Origin of the sequence: Dyadobacter sp. 32 (assembly GCF_902506755.1) — a bacterium.
In the GTDB taxonomy this organism is placed as follows: domain Bacteria; phylum Bacteroidota; class Bacteroidia; order Cytophagales; family Spirosomataceae; genus Dyadobacter.
In genome coordinates, this window is record NZ_LR735258.1 from 6,822,412 (window position 1) to 6,844,553 (window position 22,142).

18 protein-coding genes and 1 tRNA gene are annotated in these 22,142 nt (G+C 44.8%); 13 read left to right on the plus strand and 6 right to left on the minus strand.

What is annotated here, in order from left to right; genetic code table 11:
• Positions 1-18 precede the first annotated feature (18 nt).
• Genes DYADSP32_RS27850 through DYADSP32_RS27860 form a run of 3 tightly spaced genes read left to right on the plus strand, consistent with a single transcriptional unit; the run spans position 19 to position 5,073 of the window.
• The gene (locus DYADSP32_RS27850; RefSeq protein ID WP_149239694.1) at positions 19-2,859 is read left to right on the plus strand and encodes a TonB-dependent receptor; all 2,841 of its coding nucleotides are present in this window, start codon (positions 19-21) and stop codon (positions 2,857-2,859) included.
• A gap of 53 nt (positions 2,860-2,912) precedes the next feature.
• On the plus strand, positions 2,913-3,713 hold the full coding sequence (locus tag DYADSP32_RS27855) for a 6-phosphogluconolactonase (RefSeq protein WP_149239693.1): 801 nt from the start codon (positions 2,913-2,915) through the stop codon (positions 3,711-3,713).
• Positions 3,714-3,771: 58 nt separating this feature from the next.
• Positions 3,772-5,073 (plus strand): MFS transporter, encoded by a 1,302-nt coding sequence (locus DYADSP32_RS27860; protein ID WP_149239692.1) that lies wholly within the window; start codon positions 3,772-3,774, stop codon positions 5,071-5,073.
• Positions 5,074-5,451: 378 nt separating this feature from the next.
• Here the strand turns inward: DYADSP32_RS27860 and DYADSP32_RS27865 are convergent, their stop codons facing one another.
• The gene (locus tag DYADSP32_RS27865; protein WP_414618115.1) at positions 5,452-5,727 is read right to left on the minus strand and encodes a hypothetical protein; all 276 of its coding nucleotides are present in this window, start codon (positions 5,725-5,727) and stop codon (positions 5,452-5,454) included.
• 37 nt (positions 5,728-5,764) lie between these two features.
• On the opposite strand from DYADSP32_RS27865, the gene DYADSP32_RS27870 reads away from it, so the two are divergent.
• On the plus strand, positions 5,765-5,899 hold the full coding sequence (locus DYADSP32_RS27870; RefSeq protein WP_414618116.1) for a hypothetical protein: 135 nt from the start codon (positions 5,765-5,767) through the stop codon (positions 5,897-5,899).
• 96 nt (positions 5,900-5,995) lie between these two features.
• On the opposite strand, the gene DYADSP32_RS27875 is transcribed toward DYADSP32_RS27870, so the two are convergent.
• From DYADSP32_RS27875 to DYADSP32_RS27890, 4 genes are all read right to left on the minus strand, one after another.
• Positions 5,996-6,931, minus strand: coding sequence for an ISL3 family transposase (locus tag DYADSP32_RS27875; RefSeq protein ID WP_414617432.1), 936 nt, complete (start codon positions 6,929-6,931; stop codon positions 5,996-5,998).
• A 28-nt stretch (positions 6,932-6,959) separates the two neighbouring features.
• The gene (locus DYADSP32_RS27880; protein ID WP_149239555.1) at positions 6,960-7,322 is read right to left on the minus strand and encodes a transposase family protein; all 363 of its coding nucleotides are present in this window, start codon (positions 7,320-7,322) and stop codon (positions 6,960-6,962) included.
• Positions 7,323-7,533: 211 nt separating this feature from the next.
• Positions 7,534-7,617 (minus strand) — tRNA-Leu (locus tag DYADSP32_RS27885).
• Positions 7,618-7,937: 320 nt separating this feature from the next.
• Positions 7,938-9,179, minus strand: coding sequence for an ABC transporter permease (locus tag DYADSP32_RS27890; protein ID WP_149239691.1), 1,242 nt, complete (start codon positions 9,177-9,179; stop codon positions 7,938-7,940).
• A gap of 167 nt (positions 9,180-9,346) precedes the next feature.
• Here DYADSP32_RS27890 and DYADSP32_RS27895 point away from each other — a divergent pair, with 167 nt between their 5' ends.
• The 9 genes from DYADSP32_RS27895 to DYADSP32_RS27935 all read left to right on the plus strand — a co-directional run bounded on the left by DYADSP32_RS27895 (position 9,347) and on the right by DYADSP32_RS27935 (position 20,594).
• On the plus strand, positions 9,347-10,609 hold the full coding sequence (locus tag DYADSP32_RS27895) for an asparagine synthetase B (protein WP_149244637.1): 1,263 nt from the start codon (positions 9,347-9,349) through the stop codon (positions 10,607-10,609).
• Between the two features lie 208 nt (positions 10,610-10,817).
• A complete protein-coding gene (locus DYADSP32_RS27900) occupies positions 10,818-12,065 on the plus strand; it encodes an efflux RND transporter periplasmic adaptor subunit (RefSeq protein WP_149239690.1) in 1,248 nt (415 codons plus the stop codon).
• Positions 12,066-12,073: 8 nt separating this feature from the next.
• Complete coding sequence (locus DYADSP32_RS27905) at positions 12,074-13,519, plus strand: TolC family protein (RefSeq protein WP_149239689.1); 1,446 nt, start codon at positions 12,074-12,076, stop codon at positions 13,517-13,519.
• A gap of 158 nt (positions 13,520-13,677) precedes the next feature.
• The gene (locus DYADSP32_RS27910) at positions 13,678-14,340 is read left to right on the plus strand and encodes an ABC transporter ATP-binding protein (RefSeq protein WP_149239688.1); all 663 of its coding nucleotides are present in this window, start codon (positions 13,678-13,680) and stop codon (positions 14,338-14,340) included.
• Between the two features lie 374 nt (positions 14,341-14,714).
• On the plus strand, positions 14,715-15,956 hold the full coding sequence (locus DYADSP32_RS27915) for an ABC transporter permease (RefSeq protein ID WP_149239687.1): 1,242 nt from the start codon (positions 14,715-14,717) through the stop codon (positions 15,954-15,956).
• Positions 15,957-16,041: 85 nt separating this feature from the next.
• Positions 16,042-17,208, plus strand: a complete 1,167-nt coding sequence (locus DYADSP32_RS27920; protein WP_149239686.1) for an FtsX-like permease family protein — start codon at positions 16,042-16,044, stop codon at positions 17,206-17,208.
• 123 nt (positions 17,209-17,331) lie between these two features.
• Positions 17,332-17,709 carry a GxxExxY protein gene (locus DYADSP32_RS27925; RefSeq protein ID WP_149239685.1) on the plus strand — a complete coding sequence of 126 codons (378 nt, stop codon included), beginning with the start codon at positions 17,332-17,334 and terminating at the stop codon, positions 17,707-17,709.
• Positions 17,710-17,946: 237 nt separating this feature from the next.
• Complete coding sequence (locus DYADSP32_RS27930; protein WP_149239684.1) at positions 17,947-19,320, plus strand: sigma-54-dependent transcriptional regulator; 1,374 nt, start codon at positions 17,947-17,949, stop codon at positions 19,318-19,320.
• A 23-nt stretch (positions 19,321-19,343) separates the two neighbouring features.
• Positions 19,344-20,594 carry a sensor histidine kinase gene (locus DYADSP32_RS27935; protein WP_414618117.1) on the plus strand — a complete coding sequence of 417 codons (1,251 nt, stop codon included), beginning with the start codon at positions 19,344-19,346 and terminating at the stop codon, positions 20,592-20,594.
• 93 nt (positions 20,595-20,687) lie between these two features.
• On the opposite strand, the gene DYADSP32_RS27940 is transcribed toward DYADSP32_RS27935, so the two are convergent.
• A complete protein-coding gene (locus tag DYADSP32_RS27940; RefSeq protein ID WP_149239682.1) occupies positions 20,688-22,079 on the minus strand; it encodes a hypothetical protein in 1,392 nt (463 codons plus the stop codon).
• Positions 22,080-22,142 lie beyond the last annotated feature (63 nt).

Consider the following 22,142-nt stretch of genomic DNA (forward strand, 5'->3'; position numbering starts at 1 on the left):
TATTCCTTAATCGATTGTATGAAAAAGCGACTCAAAAATTGCTGTGCCCTTACCGGGGGTTTACTTACAGCGCTACTGATTGTTTTCAGTTTTAATTCACCCGTTTTTGCCCAGGGTGGTGGTAATGTAAAAGGTCAGGTCACAGGATCGGCCGGCGAAATACTACCGGGTGCTTCGGTATTTCTTAAAGGAACGACCTTTGGTGTGGCGACCGATCTTTCCGGAAACTATACGCTTCTCAATGTCCCGGCAGGAAATCAGATCATTTCAGTGGTCTATATGGGATTTCAACCGGTTGAAGAGCAGGTGAACGTCACAGCGGGGAAAACCGTTTTTTTGAATGTGAAGATGAAATCGGCAGATCTTAATCTGGGCGAGGTAACGGTAACAGCCAGTCAGGAAGGACAACGCAAAGCGCTCAATCAGCAGCGAAATTCCGACAACATCAAACAGGTTATTTCCGCCGACCTGATGGGACGGTTTCCGGATTTGAACGTGGCTGAATCCTTACAGCGTCTGCCGGGGGTAACGATCGGAAGAAACAGCAGCGGGGAAGGCGCTACGGTCCAGATGCGGGGTACACCTGGCAATTTTACCAACATCAACGTAAACGGTGAGCAGATCATGGGTACCCAGGAAGATGGTTCACGTAACGCGCAACTGGATGTAATTCCTGTGAATGTGCTTGCTTCCATGGAAGTTGTCAAAACGCTTACGCCCGATCTGGACGGGGACGCCATTGCTGGTGTGATCAATATGAAAACACCTACGGCTACTTCATTAAAACCAAAGTTATCGGTGGATCTGGGCGCGGGATACAACAATCTCCGGAGCAATTTGAATGGTATCGGAAATATTTCGCTGGGCAAGCGTTTTTTTGCCGATGATAAAAACCCGAATGGCAAGCTGGGTATCATGGCGACCGGTAGTTATTTCCGAACTAAAAACGGGTATGATGAAATCCGCTCACAGGTTTGGGAGCAAAATGATTATGGAAAAGGGAAGATTTATTTTCCAACAGATATCCGCCTTTTGTATGTGGAAAACCAGCGTACCAGAACCGGGACGTCCGCTACAATTGATTACAATTTCAGTCCGACTACCAGTATCGTGGCGAACGTGATGTACAGCAACCACAACAATGAGCTGACCCGTTACCGGAAACGTACCCGGATGCAGACCGCAAGAAATGTACTTAGCGAAGAAGGTGTGTACAGCAACCCAAGAGGACGCGGGTACAACGAGATCAAAGCAGCAACGGAAGACAACAGCAACCTGAACTTTAACATTCAGGGTGAAACGGTTATCGGAACCGTGAAACTGGATGCGGGCGTATTTATGAACGAATCTGAATTTGTGAACAAGTCGGGTATCTACAACTTTATCACCGGTAACATTCCACTTTCGATATCGGATATCAGCACGGATTATTTGTCAGCTTATGGAACAGATTGGAAAAACAATGCTTCCCTGTATACTTACAATACTGTTGAGAGAGATTGGTGGACAACGAACGGGAAAAATTTCACAGCTCGGCTGAATGCAAGCGTACCTTATAAAATTGGAAGTAACACAGCCTTTTTTAAAGCAGGTGCCAAGCTGAAACGTATGCATAACCAAAGATTCCGCCCCGATGAAACAATTGTAACGACATATGCCGGAGCCGCAGCGGCAGGGAACCTCACCAATTTTAGCGGAAATCCTGAGATTTCGTCAGACCTGCTGGATGGTAACACCAATTTCGGATTGGGTGTAGATAAAGACAAAACGATTGCTTTTCTTGATGACAATCTGGGGACAAGCATGTTCCCCATTAATACAGGGGCGACAAGAAGTAGTATCGATTCCTATTATTATGATGCGATTGAGACGGTATCATCAGCTTATTTGATGAACAGAATTCAGTTCAACAAACTGATGTTTCTCGTCGGTGCCAGGGTCGAAAGAACGCAGGTGGATTACAAGGGAAATATAATTGAAACCGATGCCGACGGCAACTGGGCGTCCACGTCACCTAACCGGAAAAAGAACGATTACATCAAGGTGCTTCCCAACATTCAGTTTAAATACGACCTGGATAAATCCTCTTTGTTACGTGCAGCACTTACGTACGGTTATTCCCGGCCTAATTTCGTGGATCTGGTGCCGGGCCGTGTGATCAGTCTTCTGAGCGAAACAATCACAGATGGCAACCCGGAACTTAAACCAGCATTTGCAACCAACCTGGATCTGATGTATGAGAAGTATCTGAACAATCTCGGGATCATTTCCGGGGGCGTTTTTTACAAAAAAATTAATAAGTTCCAATACAACAGTGTGTTCGCGTTGGCCGGAGACGAGTTTGAAGGTGCACAGAGGTATACCGGCTGGAGATGGTTCAGAACGCTGAATGGCGATCAAGCCAATGTTTATGGTGTGGAACTGAATGTTCAGGCGAACCTTACATTTTTGCCTGGAATACTTAAAGGTCTGTCGGTGCTGGCAAATTATACCTATACCCAATCGAGCGCAGATGCGCAGTTTCGTAAAAATTTGCGTCTGCCCGGACAAGCCGATCATACCGCAAACGGATCACTTTCTTTTAATCACAAGAAATTTACGATCCAGGGAAACCTGAACTACAACGGAGCTTACACTGTGCTGCTGGGCGACCAGGATGCAACCGATGTGATCCGAAATGGTCGTATACAGATCGATGCCAATGCTTCTTACCGCGTTACGGACAGGATCTCCATTTACGCAGAAGCACAAAATCTGACGAAAGCGCCGCAGACGGATTATTTCGGCGTGCGCGAACGCATTTACCAAAAGCAGTTCTATTCGTTCTGGGGACGTGCAGGGGTGAAATTCAGATTGTAATGATCAAAAAAACACATTGAAATATTAAAGGAATAAATTTAAATACGCAAAAAATGTCAATCGTTAAAACTGGAACAGCTGGCCAATTGAAGGTAATGATCTTTGAAAACAGGCAACAGCTGGGGGAAGAAGCCGCGCAACTGGTAACCGAAAAAATAAATGAACTGCTTGGAAAGCAGGAATCCGTAAATGTGATTTTTGCAGCTGCCGCTTCACAAAATGAATTTCTGGCTACACTCATAAAATCAGATATTGACTGGAAGCGTGTCAATGCTTTTCATATGGACGAATACATTGGTTTGCCGGTGGGTGCTAAACAGCATTTTTCTCACTTTCTGGGGGAACAGATTTTCAACAAGGTTCCCTTTGCGAATGTGTTTGTTTTGAATGGCAGCACGGAAGACACCGAAGCGGAATGCCAGCGTTACACTGAATTACTGCTGAAATATCCAAGCGACATTACCTGCATGGGAATTGGAGAAAATACACATCTGGCTTTCAATGATCCGTTCATCGCGGATTTCAATGAAGATAAACTGGTCAAAGTAGTTGAGCTTGCCGAGGAAAGTAAACAGCAGCAGGTCAATGAAGACTGTTTTGATCACGTAAGCCAGGTTCCTGCCTATGCCTACACGCTAACTGTTCCGGCTTTGTTAAAGGCGAAGGCAATATACAGCATGGTACCGGGGCCTTCCAAGGCCGAGGCCGTTTTCCATACTTTGAATGCTGAGATTTCAGAGCAATACCCGTCGACCATTCTGCGTACTTTGTCCAATGCATATCTGTTTCTGGATAACGAAAGTGCAGGGAATATTGAGATGGAATCACAAATGTCTCCGATCACCTTTAATTGACGAATCTGCCGTAATGCTGATTAACTATGCATATAAACGCCTTTTTCTTAACTGAATCATGACAAATACTACAACCGGAAATTACAGGTGGGCAATTTGCACCTTACTATTTTTTGCCACGACGATCAACTATCTGGACAGACAGGTTCTTGGATTGTTAAAACCGGTTTTAGAGCTTGAATACAACTGGACAGAAAGCGATTACAGTTACATTGTGATGGCATTTTCCGCTACCTACGCCATAGGTCTCGTGGTTTTCGGCAGGGTTGTTGATAAGATTGGGGCCAAAGCAGGTTACACCATTTCAGTGACGATCTGGAGTGTTGCGGCGATGTGTCATGCGCTGGTCAACAGTACCTTGGGTTTTGGTATTGCAAGGGCAGCTTTGGGTATTGGCGAATCCGGTAATTTTCCGGCGGCTGTAAAAACGGTAACTGAGTGGTTTCCAAAAAGAGAACGTGCACTTGCCACGGGGATTTTCGACTCAGGCTCCAATATCGGAGCCTGTGTTGCGCCCATTATGGTACCATGGCTTTTGGGGATTTATGGCTGGAAGGCTGCCTTTATCATCACGGGAGCCATCGGGTTTTTGTGGCTCATTGCGTGGAGGCTGATTTACAAACAGCCTGAAAAGCATCCGAAACTGTCGGCATCGGAACTGGCCTACATTCGAATTGACGATACGCCCTCAGAAAAACGGGCAGAGGAAGGTGCGGCTCAGGAAAAGATTTCCTGGACTAAGTTGTTTTCGCTCCGGCCCACCTGGTCGTTTATTGCCGGGAAGTTTCTGACCGACCCGATCTGGTATTTTTTCCTGTTCTGGCTTCCTTCTTATTTCAGTACCACATTCAACCTCGATCTTAAAAAACCAGGACTTCCGCTGGTGATTGTATACTCGGCTGCAACCATTGGCGCAGTTGGAGGAGGCTTGCTCTCGTCTTGGTTTATCAAAAAAGGCTGGAGTGTTTCCAAATCACGGAAGGCTGCCCTGCTCATTGCTGCGCTTTGTGTGGTGCCTATTGTTGGTGCACGCTTTGTAACAGACGTTTGGGCCGCAGTCGGATTGATCGGGCTCGCAGTTGCCGGCAATGCGGCTTGGAGTTCCAATATTTACACCATCGTTTCGGATATGCTGCCCAAAAATACGGTGAGCTCGGTCATCGGCATTGGTGGCATGGCCGGTGCGATAGGCGGCGTGCTGTTCCCTTTATTCATTGGCTTTATTCTGGATTATTACAAAGGGATCGGTAATCTGATAGCTGGTTACAATGTGATATTCATCGTCTGCAGTGTTTCATTTCTGATTGCCTGGCTGGCCTTACATTTGATAACACCAAAGATGGAGCCGGTCATGGAATGACAGATGACCCGGAAGGGAGTGACACTGATTAAATAAGCGTATTTGACACTATTGGAATGACCATCATTCCAGTAGTGATTTTTGAAACGCTCTCGATCGGCACACCATTTTACAGAGTAATAGTTGTCGCAAACGTATGTCTGGCTACACGTGATTTGAGAACCTTATTAATCCCGCAGATCACCGCAATCTCTTTCAAATAATCATTCCTCTACTGGTTACTCGGTACTGACAAAACCAGCCCACGCGATTCACAAAGCGGATGGTCTTTGTACCTGTTGATAATTTCTAGCGCTTCGAACAGCAGCGGAATATGAGATTTTATATTCGTTATCGTGCGTTGACTAAAAATCCACTGTTTACCACCAATCCCTCGAACTATCTGGCTTTTTCGAGCTTCTGAACATAAGAGTAAGCCAAGCCGGTGAAACAACAAAATAGAAAGGTGTCGCGTACTTGGGCAAGCCGATCGCTGGCGAACTCTTTTCTTGCCATCAGGTCAAGTTCAGTTCTGGTAAGGATCGCCTTGTCAACTTTTTTAAACTTACCCTTGAAGTTTAAATACGGATTAAGATTCATCCAGCCATTGCCCAGGCAAATGTTAGTGATTTTACGGAACATTTTCATGTGCTTCACCACTGCATTATTGCCCATCTTGCGGACAGAGAGCAGATAGAACTCGTAATCGGCGATGAAAACAGAAATTGAGGAAAAGCTCGTACGATTTGAAGCAAGATTAACAGAGATGACAACCAGTGTAAGTAGTCCTGTAAACCCTGAAAAAATACTGGATAAGGCAGTGCACGCGCTTTCAACATTGATATAGTCTACAATGGATCAGATACAAAATTAAAACGTGAGATCATTGGTTCGATATATCCTGAGAAACGGATCAAAACCAAATGTTGTGGACTAACTTGGATTAAGCATATAACTGAGTTAGGCGGTAAAGGAAGAATTCCACGTTACGAACCCCTCGGAACTGACTTCTAAATGCTTTGATCTTTGCGTTGAAGGACTCGGCTGAAGCGTTGGTACTCCTGTTGTCAAAATAATTTACGATAGTTTTATAGTGATTCTCTATTGATCTGGCAACTGTGTTGAATGATTTAAACCCGGATTGTCGGACCTTTTCATGCCACTTTGCCAACCGGGTTAGCCCGTAAATCTTTTCAGTAGTATTGGTGAAGATGTTACTAAGCTCTTGCGCCAGATCATATGCTTTTTTGAGGTCGGGAAAGCGCTCAAAGACTAATTGGGCTCGTTCCTTTTGATTATCAGTCCAGGTGTTTGGCTTTTTGTAAAGCGCATACCTGCTGCGAGCCAACAGCTGTTTAATGGTATCCCCGTTTGGCAATACTTCGGCTACATATTCAACATGAGTGGATTTGGCCTGCTCGATAGCATCATTTTCCAGATCCAGAGCTTCCCAGCGGTATTTTATGCGCATTTCCTGCAAAGCGTCTGTGGCCAATCTCTGTACATGGAAACGATCCGTAACGCGCGTAGCTCTCGGGAAGCATCGTTTTGCGATCATTTCCATGCTGCCAGCCATGTCCAGGGTGATTTCCGTTACCTTTTTGCGTTGGGATTCGGGAATTTTACGGATAACCTCAATAACTGTTTCGGCTTTAGTCCCCGCCACTATGGCCACTATACTTCCACGCCCACCTTTTGCAGCTTTGTTTGTAAGAATTGTGTAGAGCTCGCCACGGGAAAGACTAGTCTCGTCAATAGAAAGGTGAGAACCTATGTTTTCAGGAAACAAAAGCCACTTTTTAGCATGTCCTCGTTGGCCCCAGTCCTTGAATCCGCTTTGGAAATCACGGTATTGGCGTAGCAGATCCTTGCCATTCACTCCATATAACCGTCCGATTGTCCAGGCACTATTCGGGTTGGTATCGACCGATTTCTTTTAAAAAAGCTGCGAATTCACTAGTCATTCGCGTTCCCTCTGCTACTTCCCTCCAGTCCCTGTAAACCACTTTGCCGGTCTTGGTATTCAACCATCTGCGCCGTTTGATGTGAAGAAAAACTTTATGTCCGCGAATTGGGAAATCCTGAATCGTGATGGTAGGAAAGAAGCCTTTGGAGAGTAAATTTTTCTTGTCTGGATCGTTATCAGCAGCGTTCTTTTCTTCGATGCGGACGTGAAAAGTATCTCCGTCTTTGTCTACGGAAGTAAGATTGAAATTTTCTAGAATGAATTCGGGTAATAAAAACTGAACAATAGGCAAGAAACTCTCCAAAACAAACGGGTTTGATTAAAAACACAAACCTAGATAAATCCTATGCACTCCACAAGTTTTTGACTTGATCCTGAGAAACTGGTGTTTTCATAAAGTGGGTATCGAACCACAAAAATCAATGAAGCGGCTGCTCTTATCTTTCAGATAAACAGCGACTTAGAACAAGAAAAAAGCCGAACTTTAAGTGATTTCTCACAAAAGTTCGGCTTAGTACCCGGAGCCGGAGTCGAACCGGCACGAGTGTAACCTCATTGGTGTTTGAGACCAACGCGTCTACCAATTCCGCCATCCGGGCATTGATCTGTCTTGTTGGGAGTGCAAAAGTAGACATAAAAATACATTTCGCAAGAAGGTGAGAGAAAAAATCAGAGAATAATTTTCAGCATCCGCCATGTGCGATTTTTGTTATCAGCATTTATCTGCAAAATGCTTCTCCCCAGCACATCAAAGCAAAAAGCCAACAGCTAAAGCGATTAGCTATTCAAACGTAGCGCCTAAAAAATCAGAGAATAATTTTCAGCATCCGCCATGTGCGATTTTTGTTATCAGCATTTAACTGCAAAATGTTTCTCACCAGCACATCAAAGCTAAAAGCCAACAGCTAATAGCTATCAGCTATTCATAACGTAGCGCCTCTATCGGATCCAGCCTGGAGGCTTTGATGGCAGGGTAAATCCCGGAAAGCACGCCTACCGCTATACAGACCGACATGCCCATGCCCATCCATAGCCAAGGCACTACAAATGTAGCGCCCGAACTGATGATGTTGGAGATGACGTTACCAATGATAATGCCCAAAAACAAACCAGCTATACCGCCAATAATACAAACCACGATGGCTTCGATCAGAAATTGAAAACGTATCACACTGGGTGTTGCACCGAGCGATTTACGGATACCAATTTCCCGGGTGCGCTCGGTCACAGATACGAGCATGATATTCATGAGGGCGATGGAGGCACCAAGCAGTGTGATGATTCCAATTCCAAATCCGCCGATACGCAGATAGCCGGAAATATCTTCAAAGTTCTTGGCCATGGCATCTGCGCGCTCTATTTCAAACGAATCCTCTTTGCCCAGCGCATCTCCACGAATGCGGCGCATCAGTCCCCGACCTGCCTCAATAATTTCTTCGCCGTTAGCACCCGCAGCCGATGCCGTGATGTTGTAAGTAAGTGCCCGGTTTGCTGCCAGCCCGCGTCCATTGGCTAGCGGAATGATAACCAACCGGTCAGCGTCGGTGCCGCCACCCATGGATCCTTTTTTTTGAAGTACACCAATCACTTTGTAACGTGCACCCATAAAGGTGATTTCCTTATTGATAGGGTCGATCTGGGGAAAAAGCTTGTTGGTAATTTCCTGGCCAAGTATGGCCACATTGAGTGAGTTTTCAAGGTCGCTCTTGTTCATGTTGCGCCCGAGACCAATTTTGTATCCTTTTATGGATAGAAAAGGCTCGTCTGCCCCTATTACATTGATGTTGGGATTGGTCTTTTTGGATTGATAATTGACCTGAACAGCACCCCCAATGTTGGCGGACAAAGAAACGGTTCCGCCGAATTCCGACCGGAATTTGTTGGCGAAGTCGCCCGCTTGCTGATAATTGATTACCGGATATATTCTTTTTCTGCGCCCGCCATTTCTACGATTGTTGGCGTCTTTGTCCTGAACCGTGAAAGTATTCGCCCCAAGATCGGCAAAACTGCTGTTGACGGAGTTTTGCATACCCTCAATGGCGGTAAGAATCCCTACAAGAGAGGTGATGCCGATGGCTATGATCATCGCCGTAAGTACCGTACGCAGCAGATTCGATTGTATCGACCGGAGCCCTTCATCTACATTTTCCTTAATATTCATAGCTCAGTTGTGCATCATATTTAATAATATTACGTTTATTCTCTGATCTGTAAACGGGTAGTAAATCAGAATAAATCCTATTCCCGTCCTGTGTGATCAAAAGATTTAATAAGTAACATGAAATTCAATTTGTAAAGCTGCACACGATGCGCGAAAGAATCAAACCAATGATACGCCTGTTTGTTCCGCTTATCATTTTTTTATCGATATCTGCACAAGGGTGGTCCAACCGGTTGTTGATACCCATGGACAATACCCAGAAAAATCATCTAAAGGCATATGGTATCGCCTTTTGGATACTGAAAAGTTACGAAATGGAAATGGACTGGCTTCTCAATTACCGTGGGGGCAGTTTTATGGTGCCTTTCAATCAGACGTTTGCTACCGAAATGACGATCAGAGGTGTGAGTTATGAAACGATATCTGAAGGGCAAGCGGGTCAGATATTAAGTCAGATAAGTGCTGCGGACGTGAATATGGATGCGGTGAAGCTGCAAAAAGCACCCAAGGTGGCGGTGTATTCGCCGAAATCAAAACTGCCCTGGGATGACGCCGTAACGCTGGTGCTCACCTATGCCGAAATACCTTATGAGGTAGTATATGATGAGGAAGTGTTGAATAATAAGCTGCCCGAATATGACTGGCTTCATTTGCATCACGAAGATTTTACGGGTCAGTACGGGAAGTTTTTTCAATACAAGGATTACCCCTGGTACCGCGAACAGAAGCAGGAAGCGGAAGGAATCGCAGAAAAATTTCAGTTTGCCCATGTTCCCAAAATGAAGCTTGCAGTGGCGCAAAGGATAGCCGAATTCGTAACCGGCGGTGGCTACATGTTTGCAATGTGCAATGCTACCGATACATTTGACATCGCACTTGCAGCGGCGGGAGTTGATATTGTGGAATCCATGTACGACGGCACCCCCGCAGATCCTGCGGCCAACGGCAAGCTGAACTATGAGAATTCATTTGCTTTCAAAGACTTTAAAACCATACCATATCCATATGAAATTGAGTTTTCTGATATTGACAACCAGCGGGAAGAACGCGGGTTGACAGAAGCAAATGATTTTTTTAATCTGTTTCAATTCTCTGCAAAATGGGACCCGGTGCCCAGTATGCTTACGCAGAATCATCAGACTACGATTAAAGGATTTATGGGCCAGACAACCGCGTTCAAAAATCGTTTCGTTAAGCCCGAAGTGGTCATTTTGGCTGAAAATAAATCGGCAAATGAGGCTCGTTACATACACAGCACCCACGGTAAGGGATTTTTTACCTTCTATGGTGGCCACGATCCGGAAGATTACGAGCACCGGGTAGGAGAGGAGCCTACGGATCTTAACCTTCATCCCAATTCAGCAGGATACAGATTGATCCTGAATAACATTCTTTTCCCCGCAGCCAAGAAAAAGAAGTTGAAAACCTAGACGAGGCTTCTGACCAGTGAGATAGAGAAGGTAAGTTTTAATAAAACCTGTCAGTTCGTAATGACACAAGCCGTGCGATATCGCACGGCTTTTTTTGTGCGGTAAATGGGTTAATTTGCTGATTTAAAATGAGTTGAACGTTGGCATGATGTTGTGATGAAAATGATCATTAGCCATGAAACAAATTTATAAGTAGAATTCCTCATCTATGGACAGAGAAGTCGCACCGGAATTAGTCAAAAGTGAAAGAAACCGAAAGTGGTTTGTAGGAGCAACCGTCCTGGTCATCCTTGCTGCCGGAATATATTTCTTCAGACAATCCCTGGGCACTAGCATGGAGTCGTCCAGGATAAGGATCACTGTGGTGCAGCAGGGAGATGTCGAAAACACACTTAATGCCACAGGTGAGGTGATTCCTGCCTACGAGCAGATCATTACAAGTCCCATTCGCGCCAGTATCAAGAGTGTATTACTCACTCCGGGAACCAAGGTTGTTCCAGGACAAGCCATTGTGGAGCTCGACAAATCGTTAACCCAAATTGAGTTCGAACGTTATCAGGATCAATTAGAGCTTAAAAAGAACGGGATTGATCAGCTGCGTATGAGGTTGGATAAAAATCTGTACGATGCCGAAATCAGCGACAAAATTAAGCTCCTTAACATAAACAAGCTAAAAGCTGATCTCGAAGATTCCAGGCGTTTGGAGCAAGTAGGAGGCGGTACCAAAGAAGACATAACCCGTGCAGAAAATGCGCTGAAAATAGTGGAACTTGAAAAACAACAGCTGGAAAATGACCTTTCGTACAACCGTAAATCCATGGGCGCCAGTTTGCGGGAAACCGAACTTGGCGCGCAGATTGAAGGTAAAAACTTAAAGGAATTACAGCACAAACTGAAAATGGCCGACATCGTTGCCGACAGGAAAGGTGTACTGACCTGGGTGAACGAAAACATAGGCTCATCGGTCAATGAGGGCGAAATGCTTGCCAAGGTGGCCGACCTGGGAAGTTTTCGTGTAGAAGGTTCCTGTTCGGATGTGTATGCAGAACAGGTAAAACCAGGGCTGTCTGTTATTGTTAAAGTAAATGAATCGGCATTGCGAGGTGTCATCACCCAGGTAAAGCCAGCCGTGAAAGACGGCGTGATTGGTTTCGTAGTCCAGCTCGATAACGCTCAAAACGAGGCACTCCGCCCGAATATGAAAGTGGAGGTGTATGTAGTGACCAGCCGAAGTGCCAATACAATTCGGGTAGCCAACGGTCCGGCGTTTAACGGCAAACAGAAACAACATGTTTTTGTGCTTGAAAACGGTATTGCCAAAAGACGAGAAATACAGGTTGGACTTTCTAATTTTGACTTTGTTGAGATCAAAAGCGGTTTGCAGGTGGGTGAGAAGGTGATTCTGACGGATATGAATCAGTATGAACATTTGGAAGAAATCACCATTCAAAACTGATCTACACTATGAGAAGATTTTCTTTCCCAGCCGTTTTTCTACTTGCAGTAATTGGTCAGGCCTTTGGTCAGGTACAGCGATATACACTTTCAGAAGTGGTGCAGCTTGCCCGGGTTCAATCCATTTCGTCAAAACAGGCGGTGACACGCAAGAAAACCAATTACTGGCAGTACCGCTCGTTTATTGCGGATTTCAAGCCACAGCTTAGTCTGAATGGAATTTTACCAGGTTTTACCAGATCGTATATTCAGGTGGTACAGCCCGATGGTACCATTTCATTCAGGAATGTGTCTTATAATAATTCTTTGGTGAATCTGGGTTTGAGTCAGAATATTGCGTTAACAGGCGGTACCATTTTTGTTCAGAAAGAGTTACAGCGCTTTGATGATTTTGACAGAAAATCAACAAGTTACAATGGAATACCGGTTGAAATCGGGATCAATCAACCCTTGTTTCGCTTTAATGAAATGAAGTGGATCAGGAAAATTGAACCGCTGAAGTTTCAGGAGGGAAGCCAGCAATTTGTTTCGTCACTCGAACAGGTTTCGCTCGATGCCACCGGCTACTATTTTGAACTGCTGGTGGCTCAGGTGAACTTGCAGATTGCTGAGAAAAACCGTAGTAATAGTGACACGCTTTTCAAAATTGCCGGACATAAATTACAATTGGGAAAGATTTCACAGAATGATCTTTTGCAGTTACAAATGGGCCTTTTGACGGCACAAAAGGATCTTGCATCCGCAAAGCAAGCCGCCGCAGTGGCATCCATGCAATTGAAAATGTTCCTGAGTTCACGGAATCAGCAAAGCCTGGAACTGGAAATTCCGATTGAGGCCGGCGAGTTTGAAATTGACACCAAAGTCGCTTTGGAAGAAGCTTTTGCCAATCGGTCGGATGCCATTGGGTTTAAACGGAGGCTGCTTGAAGCAGAGATGGAAACGCAGCGTGCAAAGAAAGAAAACGGCCTGAATGCATCGCTGCAAGCCACTTTCGGACTAAGTAATCAGGGCGCCAGGCCTGGGGATATTTATGTAAATCCGCAGGACAGGGAGTCCGTCCGGCTTGAATTCGTTTTGCCGATCATGACCTGGGGGCGAAATAAAGCCAGATCGGAAATTGCCAGAGCCAATCAGGAATTTGCACAGCAGTCGGTGGAGCAGGATAAACTTACCTTTGAACAGCAGATATTTACACAGGTTACGCTTTTGCAAATGTTACAAAAGCAGGCCAAACTCACCAAATTAGCGGATGGCATTGCCGCCAACCGTTACCAGATCGCTCAGGACAGATTTATATTAAGTGATTTGAGCGTGACCGATCTTGGTATTGCCATGCAGGAAAAGGACAGAGCCAGACGAGATTACATCATCGCCCTGCGCGACTACTGGCAATCCTATTATAGTCTGAGATTGCTGACTTTGTATGATTTTGAAAAAAACGAGAAAATAAGATAAAAGTAAGGTTTCACGCAAAGACGGAAAGTCTTAACCGCAAAGGGCGTAAAGAAGATGTAGTTGAAATGAAGTATCTAAGAGGATCAATCATAAGCCTTTGCGGTCTCTGCTACTTCTCAACTTTCTTAGCGTGAAACCCTTAAACCACAAACCAAGCCATGATCAAATTACAAAACGTCGAAAAAGTGTATCGCACCAGTTCAATTGAAACCCTGGCATTGAACAACATCAATCTGGATGTAAAAAAGGGAGAATTTGTATCCATTATGGGGCCGTCGGGATGTGGCAAAAGTACGTTGCTGAACATCATGGGCCTTCTGGATGAACCATCCAAGGGTAGTATTGAGGTGGGAGGAATTAAGGTTACCAACTACCGCGACAAAGAGCTGGCAAAATTGCGCAACAAGAAGCTCGGATTTATCTTCCAAAGCTTTCACCTGATTAATGACCTTTCGGTGATTGACAACGTGGAGATTCCATTGCTCTATCGCGATAGTTCACTCAAAGAGCGCCGTGAACTGGCGAGAGAAGCATTGGAGGAGGTAGGGCTGAGCAATCGGATGAAGCATTTCCCAAAACAATTATCGGGTGGACAAAAACAGCGTGTAGCCATAGCCAGAGCCATTGTGGGAAAGCCAGATATCATTCTGGCCGATGAGCCAACCGGAAACCTTGACAGCGCCATGGGCAACGAAATCCTGACGATTCTTCAGAACCTGAATGAAGAAGGTGCCACGATCGTGATGGTCACCCACGACGACGCCATGGCGAAGCGGACACACAGGTTGATACGGCTGTTCGACGGGACGCAGGTAAGTTAATATTGATTGATACAAGGTGTGAATGATAGAATACTCGTGTCGTATCACGCATTAATGACGGTTAAATACCTTTCAGCCTGGGCCAAATATCACATAGAGTAACTATTTTTTGGAGCAAACAAGCTCTTTGAAAATGACATGATCTGGGTCAGTCTGAGCGGAGTCGAAGACCGGGCAACCAAGTTGGCATCTTTGATAATCAGAACTTTATAAATGTGTCAATGGCAGCAGAGTCGAAGGGTAAAAATGCTTCGATCGCCGGGCGTCCGCTCAGCAAGACAACCAAAATATACTTGACATGACACTAGCACGATTTGCTTACTCATCGCACCGGCGACCGGTCTATCATTCTCTCATTCAAAATTTAGAAAATTATGCTCATTAACTACATCAAAATCGCCTGGAAGGTATTGCTTCGGCATCCTTTCTATACATTCATTACTTTGTTTGGGATCAGTCTTACGCTGACTGTACTCATGGTGCTTACGTCATTTCTTGACCATCTGTTTGGTTCTCATTATCCGGAAAGTAAGCGGTATAGGACGCTGTACATTGCCAATGTCCTGCAAACGGACTCTGCGAAGAGCTCAATGAGTTCCGGTCCGGCCAGCTTCCGATTTTTGGAAAAATATGCTAAATCACTAAAAACGCCTGAAAACGTTGCCATTGTGTCCAATTTTAGTTTTTCTAATACTTATGTAAATGGAAAACGAATAAAGCTGAACACCAAATATACAGATGTAGCGTTCTGGGATGTTGCTGATTTTGAATTTCTGGAGGGCAAACCCTACAACGAGCAAAATATCACAAATGGCGATCACGTGGCAGTGATCACCGACGATCTTCGCGGCCAGTATTTTGAGCCGGGCGCTCAGGCCGTAGGTAAATTTGTGGATATAGAAAACATCAACTATCGGGTAATTGGTGTGGTCAAGGGCAGTCCGCCCACCCGATTGTACACCTATGGAGATGTTTACTTTCCTTACACTGCACCTAAGAGTAATTACGAAAGTAAAGGCATGCGGGGCAGATACATTGCCATGGTGCTGGCTAAGCGTAGTGAAGACATTCCCGCCATCCAGGCCGAGTTTGACAACGTGATTTCCAGGCTTTCAAAGGATGAGATTCAGGATGGTCAGAAATTCTCAGTATTAGTGGTGAAGGCACATACATACTACGGCCATTTTCTCGAACAATTTGCCAGGGAAGATTCGCAAAAGGTTTTCTTCTACACGATCATTGGCCTGGTTCTGCTCATGATCATGGGATTGCCAGCGATCAATCTGGTGAATGTCAATGTGAGTCGGATACTGGAACGCGCCTCTGAGATTGGTGTGCGAAAGGCCTTTGGCGCACCTTCCAAAGCGTTGCTGTGGCAGTTTATCATCGAAAATATTTTCATCACATTTATTGGAGGGCTGTTTGCATTGGTGTTATCCTTTTTAGTGATCACCATGATCAATTCCAGTGGCTGGATTGCCTACGCCGATCTTACCATCAACTTCCCGGTATTTCTGGTCAGCATTTTTATCTGTTTTGTTTTTGGATTGCTGTCAGGTGTACTACCCGCATTCCGGATGTCAAAGCTAAAAATTGTCGATGCGTTGAAAGCGTAGGGCAAGGGGCATGGTGCCAGGGGTAGGGGGGGCTTCTGTACCCCAAGCCGTAAAACTATTTAAACTTACAAAATCTACTTTCACGATGTTACGTCATTTATTTAAATTAATCTGGAATAAAAAAGGCCCGCATGCCCTGCTGATTATTGAAATCTGGGCGTCCTTTATGGTACTTTTTGGCGTGCTCTCACTCATTGTCTATAATTTCAATAATTACATTCAGCCGATAGGCTTTGAATACGAGCATGTCTGGAATCTGCAACTGGATTCCAATCAGGATACCGTAGGGGTTGCCCAAAAATTGCAGCGCATAGTGTCCCAGATCGAATCCCATAAGGAGGTGCAGTCGTTATCACGTATGAGCAGCAACACACCGTTTTCCGCTAATCAGATGAGTAATGCAGTAAGCTACAATAAAGTTACTGCGTATCCGGACTTTTACCGCACCGACGAACATTTTGCCGAAACGCTGGGCTTGCCGGTTGTATCAGGGAAATGGTTTGCGGAAGCCGATCGGGTGTCAAAATATGTGCCTATTGTGATTAATACCAGGCTAAAAATGGATCTGTTTGGTTCTTCCAATCCATTGGGGAAGGTCATTAAAGTTGACGACAAGTTGTCTTTCAAGGTGGTGGGTGTTGTGGATAAATTTAAAGCAAAAGGAGAATTTACATCAGACGAGCCAGCATTGTTTGAACTGATTGGCAAGGATGATACCTGGAACAGCAACGTACTCATTAAAACCAAAGCAGGTACAGACGCTCATTTTGAAGCCAAATTGGTCAAAGAGATTGCAGCTGCGTTACCCGGCTGGGGCATTGAGATTAGCTATTTGACCGAGCAGCGCAAAAACAGGCATAACCTCACGCTTGTACCCGTAGCGATTTTTCTGATCGTTAGCGGATTTTTACTGATCAATGTAGCGCTGGGACTTTTTGGGATACTCAATTTAAATATAGCCAAAAGAAAGAATGAGATTGGTCTGCGCAGAGCAATGGGAGCTACGGAAGGCGGCGTTACAGTCCAGTTTTTAGGTGAGATATGGGTGCTAGCTACATTGAGTGTGGTGATAGGTTTACTCTTTGCTATTCAGTTTCCGATCATGCACGTGTTTGATCTGGATGCCAATATATACATCACAGCCATCCTTATTGCAATCGTTTTGATCTTCATCATCGTAACCCTCTGCGCCTGGTGGCCCAGTCGGCAGGCATCAAGGATACATCCGGCTGTTGCTTTGCATGAGGAGTAGAAAGTTCAAAGGATCACGCAAAGTAGGGAAGACTTGCGCAAAGTCCGCAAATAATTGTGATATCTGCCTCTCATTTAGGAACAGGATAATAACTTTGTGCTATACACTTCAGATCAAACTGCTATGGATGAGAATGAACTATCTTATGAAATTATAGGGATTGCACTTGAATTGCATAGGAATATAGGCCCTGGATTGCTGGAATCTGCCTATGAAAATGCCCTGGCGTACGATTTAGTGGAAGCAGGTTTTGAAGTTCAGACACAAGTTGTAATGCCATTCGAATACAAAGAAGTAAAAATGGGTGTAGGTTACCGGATTGATATGATCGTGGAAAACAAGATTATCATTGAAGTAAAAGCAGTTGCTGATATTGCTCCTGTCCACTCCGCTCAGCTTTTGACCTATTTGAGACTGTCAAATTTAAAGTTGGGCTTACTGATTAACTTTAATGCCAAACTTTTGAAAGATGGGATTCATCGGGTTGTGAATAAACTGTGATTGTTTCATACTAAGGCTCACGCAAAGCAATAAAGTTAAGCGCAAAGGGCGCTAAGTAAAACTCTCTGCGATCTGTGCATTTTACTTAAAACCTTTGCAGTAAACCATTAATTCTTACTCTAAACCAAGCTAAATGGATAACCACAAAGCGCATGAAGATTATTTTTTTGCGCTCTTTGCTCTTTTACTTAAAACCTTTGCGTGAAACCTTAAAAATTTTAACCTTAAAAACTTCCAGTGCTCCTTATCATCGACGACGATCTTGCCATACGTACTTCTCTGGCGCTTCTGCTTAAAAGGGAGGGGTTTGGCGTGAGAGGCGCGGCCTCGCCTGACGATGCTTTTAAAATACTGCATGCCGAAACTCCGGAACTGATATTGCTGGATCTGAATTTTTCCATTGAAACATCGGGAGAAGAAGGGCTGAACCTGCTTGAACGAATCCGTAAACATGATGCGGCCCTACCCGTGATCCTCATTACCGGCTGGGGAACGATAGACCTGGCGGTGCAGGGAATGAAACTGGGAGCGAAGGATTTTATCACCAAACCCTGGCAAAACGATTATTTACTGCAATCGATAAAAACAATATTGAATCTGGGGCAGCAGAGTGCGCAGGGAACAAGCCGGCGCAGGCTGGAAGAAAAGTATAAGTTTGATAACATTGTAGGTAAAGATCCCAAGTTGCTTGAAATATTGGAAACCGTGGGTCGGGTAGCCGTCACGGATGCGCCTGTGCTCATTACAGGTGAAAGTGGAACCGGGAAAGAACTGATTGCCGAAGCCCTTCATTCCAACAGTAAACGTAAAACCAAGCCGTTTGTAAAGGTAAACCTGGGTGGAATTTCCTCTACTTTATTCGAAAGCGAGCTTTTTGGACACGTTCGTGGCGCTTTTACAGATGCGAAAACCGACAGGGACGGACGCTTTGAAATGGCGAATCACGGTACCATTTTTCTGGATGAGATCGGAGAGCTGGATCTTTCCAGCCAGGTGAAATTGCTCCGGGTATTGCAGGAGCGTACTTTTGAGCCTTTAGGTAGTAGCAAAAGTCGTACTGTGGATGTGCGGGTGATTTGTGCCACCAACCGGAATCTGGAAGAAATGGTCGCGAGAGGTACTTTCCGGGAGGATCTGTACTATCGTATCAATCTCATTACGGTGAAGCTTCCGGCGCTGCGGGAACGACCGGACGACATTCCTTTACTGACGGAATTTTTTATCAATAACCTCAAAACCATATATCATCGACCCAATTTGAAGCTAAGTAAAGCGGCTTCAAAATGGCTGAAATCGTTGCCTTTGCAGGGAAACATCAGGCAACTGAAAAATATTGTGGAGAGAACCGTGCTGCTTTCGGGATCGGATGTACTGGATGTGAGTGATTTTCAGGCCAGTTTAAACCAAGGAATGGCTGCTTCGCGAAGCAGCGCTCTGCCGGAAGTAGGAACCCTGACACTCGAAGAAATGGAGTTTCAGATGATCCGAAGGGCTATGGAATTTCACCAGAACAAGGTTTCAAAAGTAGCCCGATCGCTGGGGATTACCCGGTTCGCTTTGTATCGCCGGCTCGAAAAGTATGGAATTTCTTATGAGTCGGATGACGTATGAGGTGGTCTGTAAAGCGTAAATACATGCTATATATTCTGGTACTTCATCTGGTAATGGTTTTACTGGTGTACAAGATTTTGTTTCAGGATAAGGTTCTGTTTATCGCTTCCGAAATTTTTCTGCTTTTTTCCGTGGCGCTTTCCATCAAGATCTACCAGGACTTTATGCAGCCGAACGAATTCGTACGATCGGGCATTGAAGCCATTAAGGATAAGGATTTTACAATTAAATTTGTACCCACCGGGAAAGGGGAAGTAGACACGCTTATTGAAGTGTATAACCTGATGATCGACCAGCTTCGGGAAGAAAGAACAAAGCTGAACGAACAGCACTTTTTCCTGGAAAAGCTAATTGCTGCCTCACCTATCTCCATCATCATTTTTGACTTTGACGAAAAAATTGAAACCCTGAATGCCAAGGCAATTGAGCAGTTTGGAAAAGGTTTAACGGGGAAAAAGCTTCAAGAAACGGGTGTGCCTTTACTGATGGATCTCACACTTTTGGCAGACGGAGAGGCAAGGATACGCAAAGCCGATGGGATTGAAACCTTTAAAGTGCAGCGGTCGCATTTTATGGATCAGGGTTTCAAAAGGTCGTTTTTATTGATAGAGGAACTGACGGCTGAAATGCACGACTCGGAAAAAAAGGCTTACGGAAAGGTGATTCGTATGATGGCGCATGAGGTAAATAATACCCTTGGCGCCACGGATTCTATTCTGCAGACAACCAGGAATTATCTGCACGCGGAGGAATTTTCAGAAGTAAGCGATGCCCTGCGCATTGCTTCGGAGCGGAACATGCGGCTGACGCGTTTCATGCGAAATTTTGCCGATGTGGTCCGGCTGCCTTCGCCTGCTTTGGAAACCGTTGATTTATCAGGGTTGGTCAGGGACGTATGTATTTTCATGCAACCTCTTGCCACCGAAATGGGCGTCAAGTTTGTGCTGCATGTAACTGAAAATGTAGCCAGGCAAGCTGATTCTGGTCAAATGGAGCAGGTGTTGGTCAATGTAATTAAAAATGCAGTTCAGGCTTGTGAACATGGAAATGAGGTGTATGTATTACTCTCGCAAAAGGAGCTTGCCATCCTGAATAACGGTAAACCGATATCAGCAGAAGAATCCGGGCAGCTTTTTAATCCTTTTTACAGCAGCAAGCCCGATGGACAGGGAATAGGCCTTACGTTAAGCCGTGAAATCCTGGTGAATCATAATTTGCATTTTTCGTTAAAATCGAATGAACAGGGCTGGACGGAATTCCGAATTATCATATAGCCTGGGAATAAGAAACGCTACTTAAATGGGTCTGAGTCAGGCTCATTTTTGTATTACACAAAGTGGAATACTTCAGCTGTATGGCAAGATTGGTTAAGAAATCAGCGGTTTTTTAAAAATATTGTCCTGCATCATTTTTTTACGCGTCCATAGTAAGACGATGGTGATCAGGGGGACATAGAACAAAAGGAAAAATAACATTTCGGAGTGATATCGGAACAAACCGAGATAAGCGCGTCCATAATAACTGTAGATAACGTAGGCCACACGGGCTGTACTCAAAAATACCAGCAGCGCAGCCAATGATGTACCAGCTACACGTAGCTTGCCGGAGTTCCAGAGATAATGGAGGCAATATATGATTGGGAAATAGAGTAGCGGCGTGACAGTGAAAATGTGACGCGTTAAAGTTGTTTTGTGCAGGGCGGCGATGGCAACGGAAATGGCGATCATCAGCAAAAACAAGATTGCGATGTTTTTCTGTTTTTTGAAAAAGGTCACATATCCGAACAGACTTAAAAATAACACCGGTGAAGTAATGAAAATGCCGGGGGTATCATTGCCAATCCCCATGCGCCAGTTGGTGTAAACGATAGGGTTTGCAAAGTTGGTAAGCAGTTTATCCAAACCGAGTAAAAGGTTGCCGTCAAGCGCTGAGCCAAAAGATTTTTCTTCGGGGAAATGCGGATTGAAGGTGTTACTTTTTAATAATATTTCGCCGAAAGTGAGGTAGTTGTAAAAAGCAAGGCAGGCTAAAAAGAAGGCCGCGATAGCCATGCAACCGCCGACAACAGGAACCCAGCTTCGGAACCTAAGAAAGCCCGATGGGTGAATCAATACAACGGTATACAGGAATATAGGAAAGAGAAACAGGATGTTCTGTAATTCAATGATCGTCGAAAAACCGATTAGGCCGGCTATTGCGTAAAGTTGCTTCTGATCTTTTTTTACATCTTTTACCGAACCCGCAAGGTATACGGCCCAGAGAACAAACATCATGGATGGGCCATGCGAGAAAGCATGTACAGATTCCAGCCAGTGTAGGGTCGCAACACCGTAAATAACAGTTGAAATATAGGCTAAATTAAAATCAAAGCCGATCTTCCGATACAGGAAAAATAAAAGCACCAGCCCTATTAAGCCACATATATTTGGCAGGAAGGAAATGGCTACAACATCAGCCTCAAATCTTTTACCAAGGTAATTATTACCTGCTAATTTCAACAAATTGGAATAGGCCAGAAACGGAAGCATGAGAAAAGCATTTCCCGGTAGCCTGTCCGAATAAATGATCCCGTCTTTAACAGCATAGTCACTTTTCTGAACATAGTGAAAAAAAGGTTTTATCTCCGGGCTTTGATGGTAATAAATTGCACTGGCCAGTGCAAAGTGGCTGCCGTCATTTGAGCAGTTGATGCCGGAGGAGGTGGTGAAGTAAAAAAGTGCGAAAAATAAAAGGGTGAGGTACCCGATTTTCTTTTGCATGATTGTAAAAGGCGTGGCGCTATACATCTTTACAATGAGAAAAATTTAGGAGGTGCGATTAAT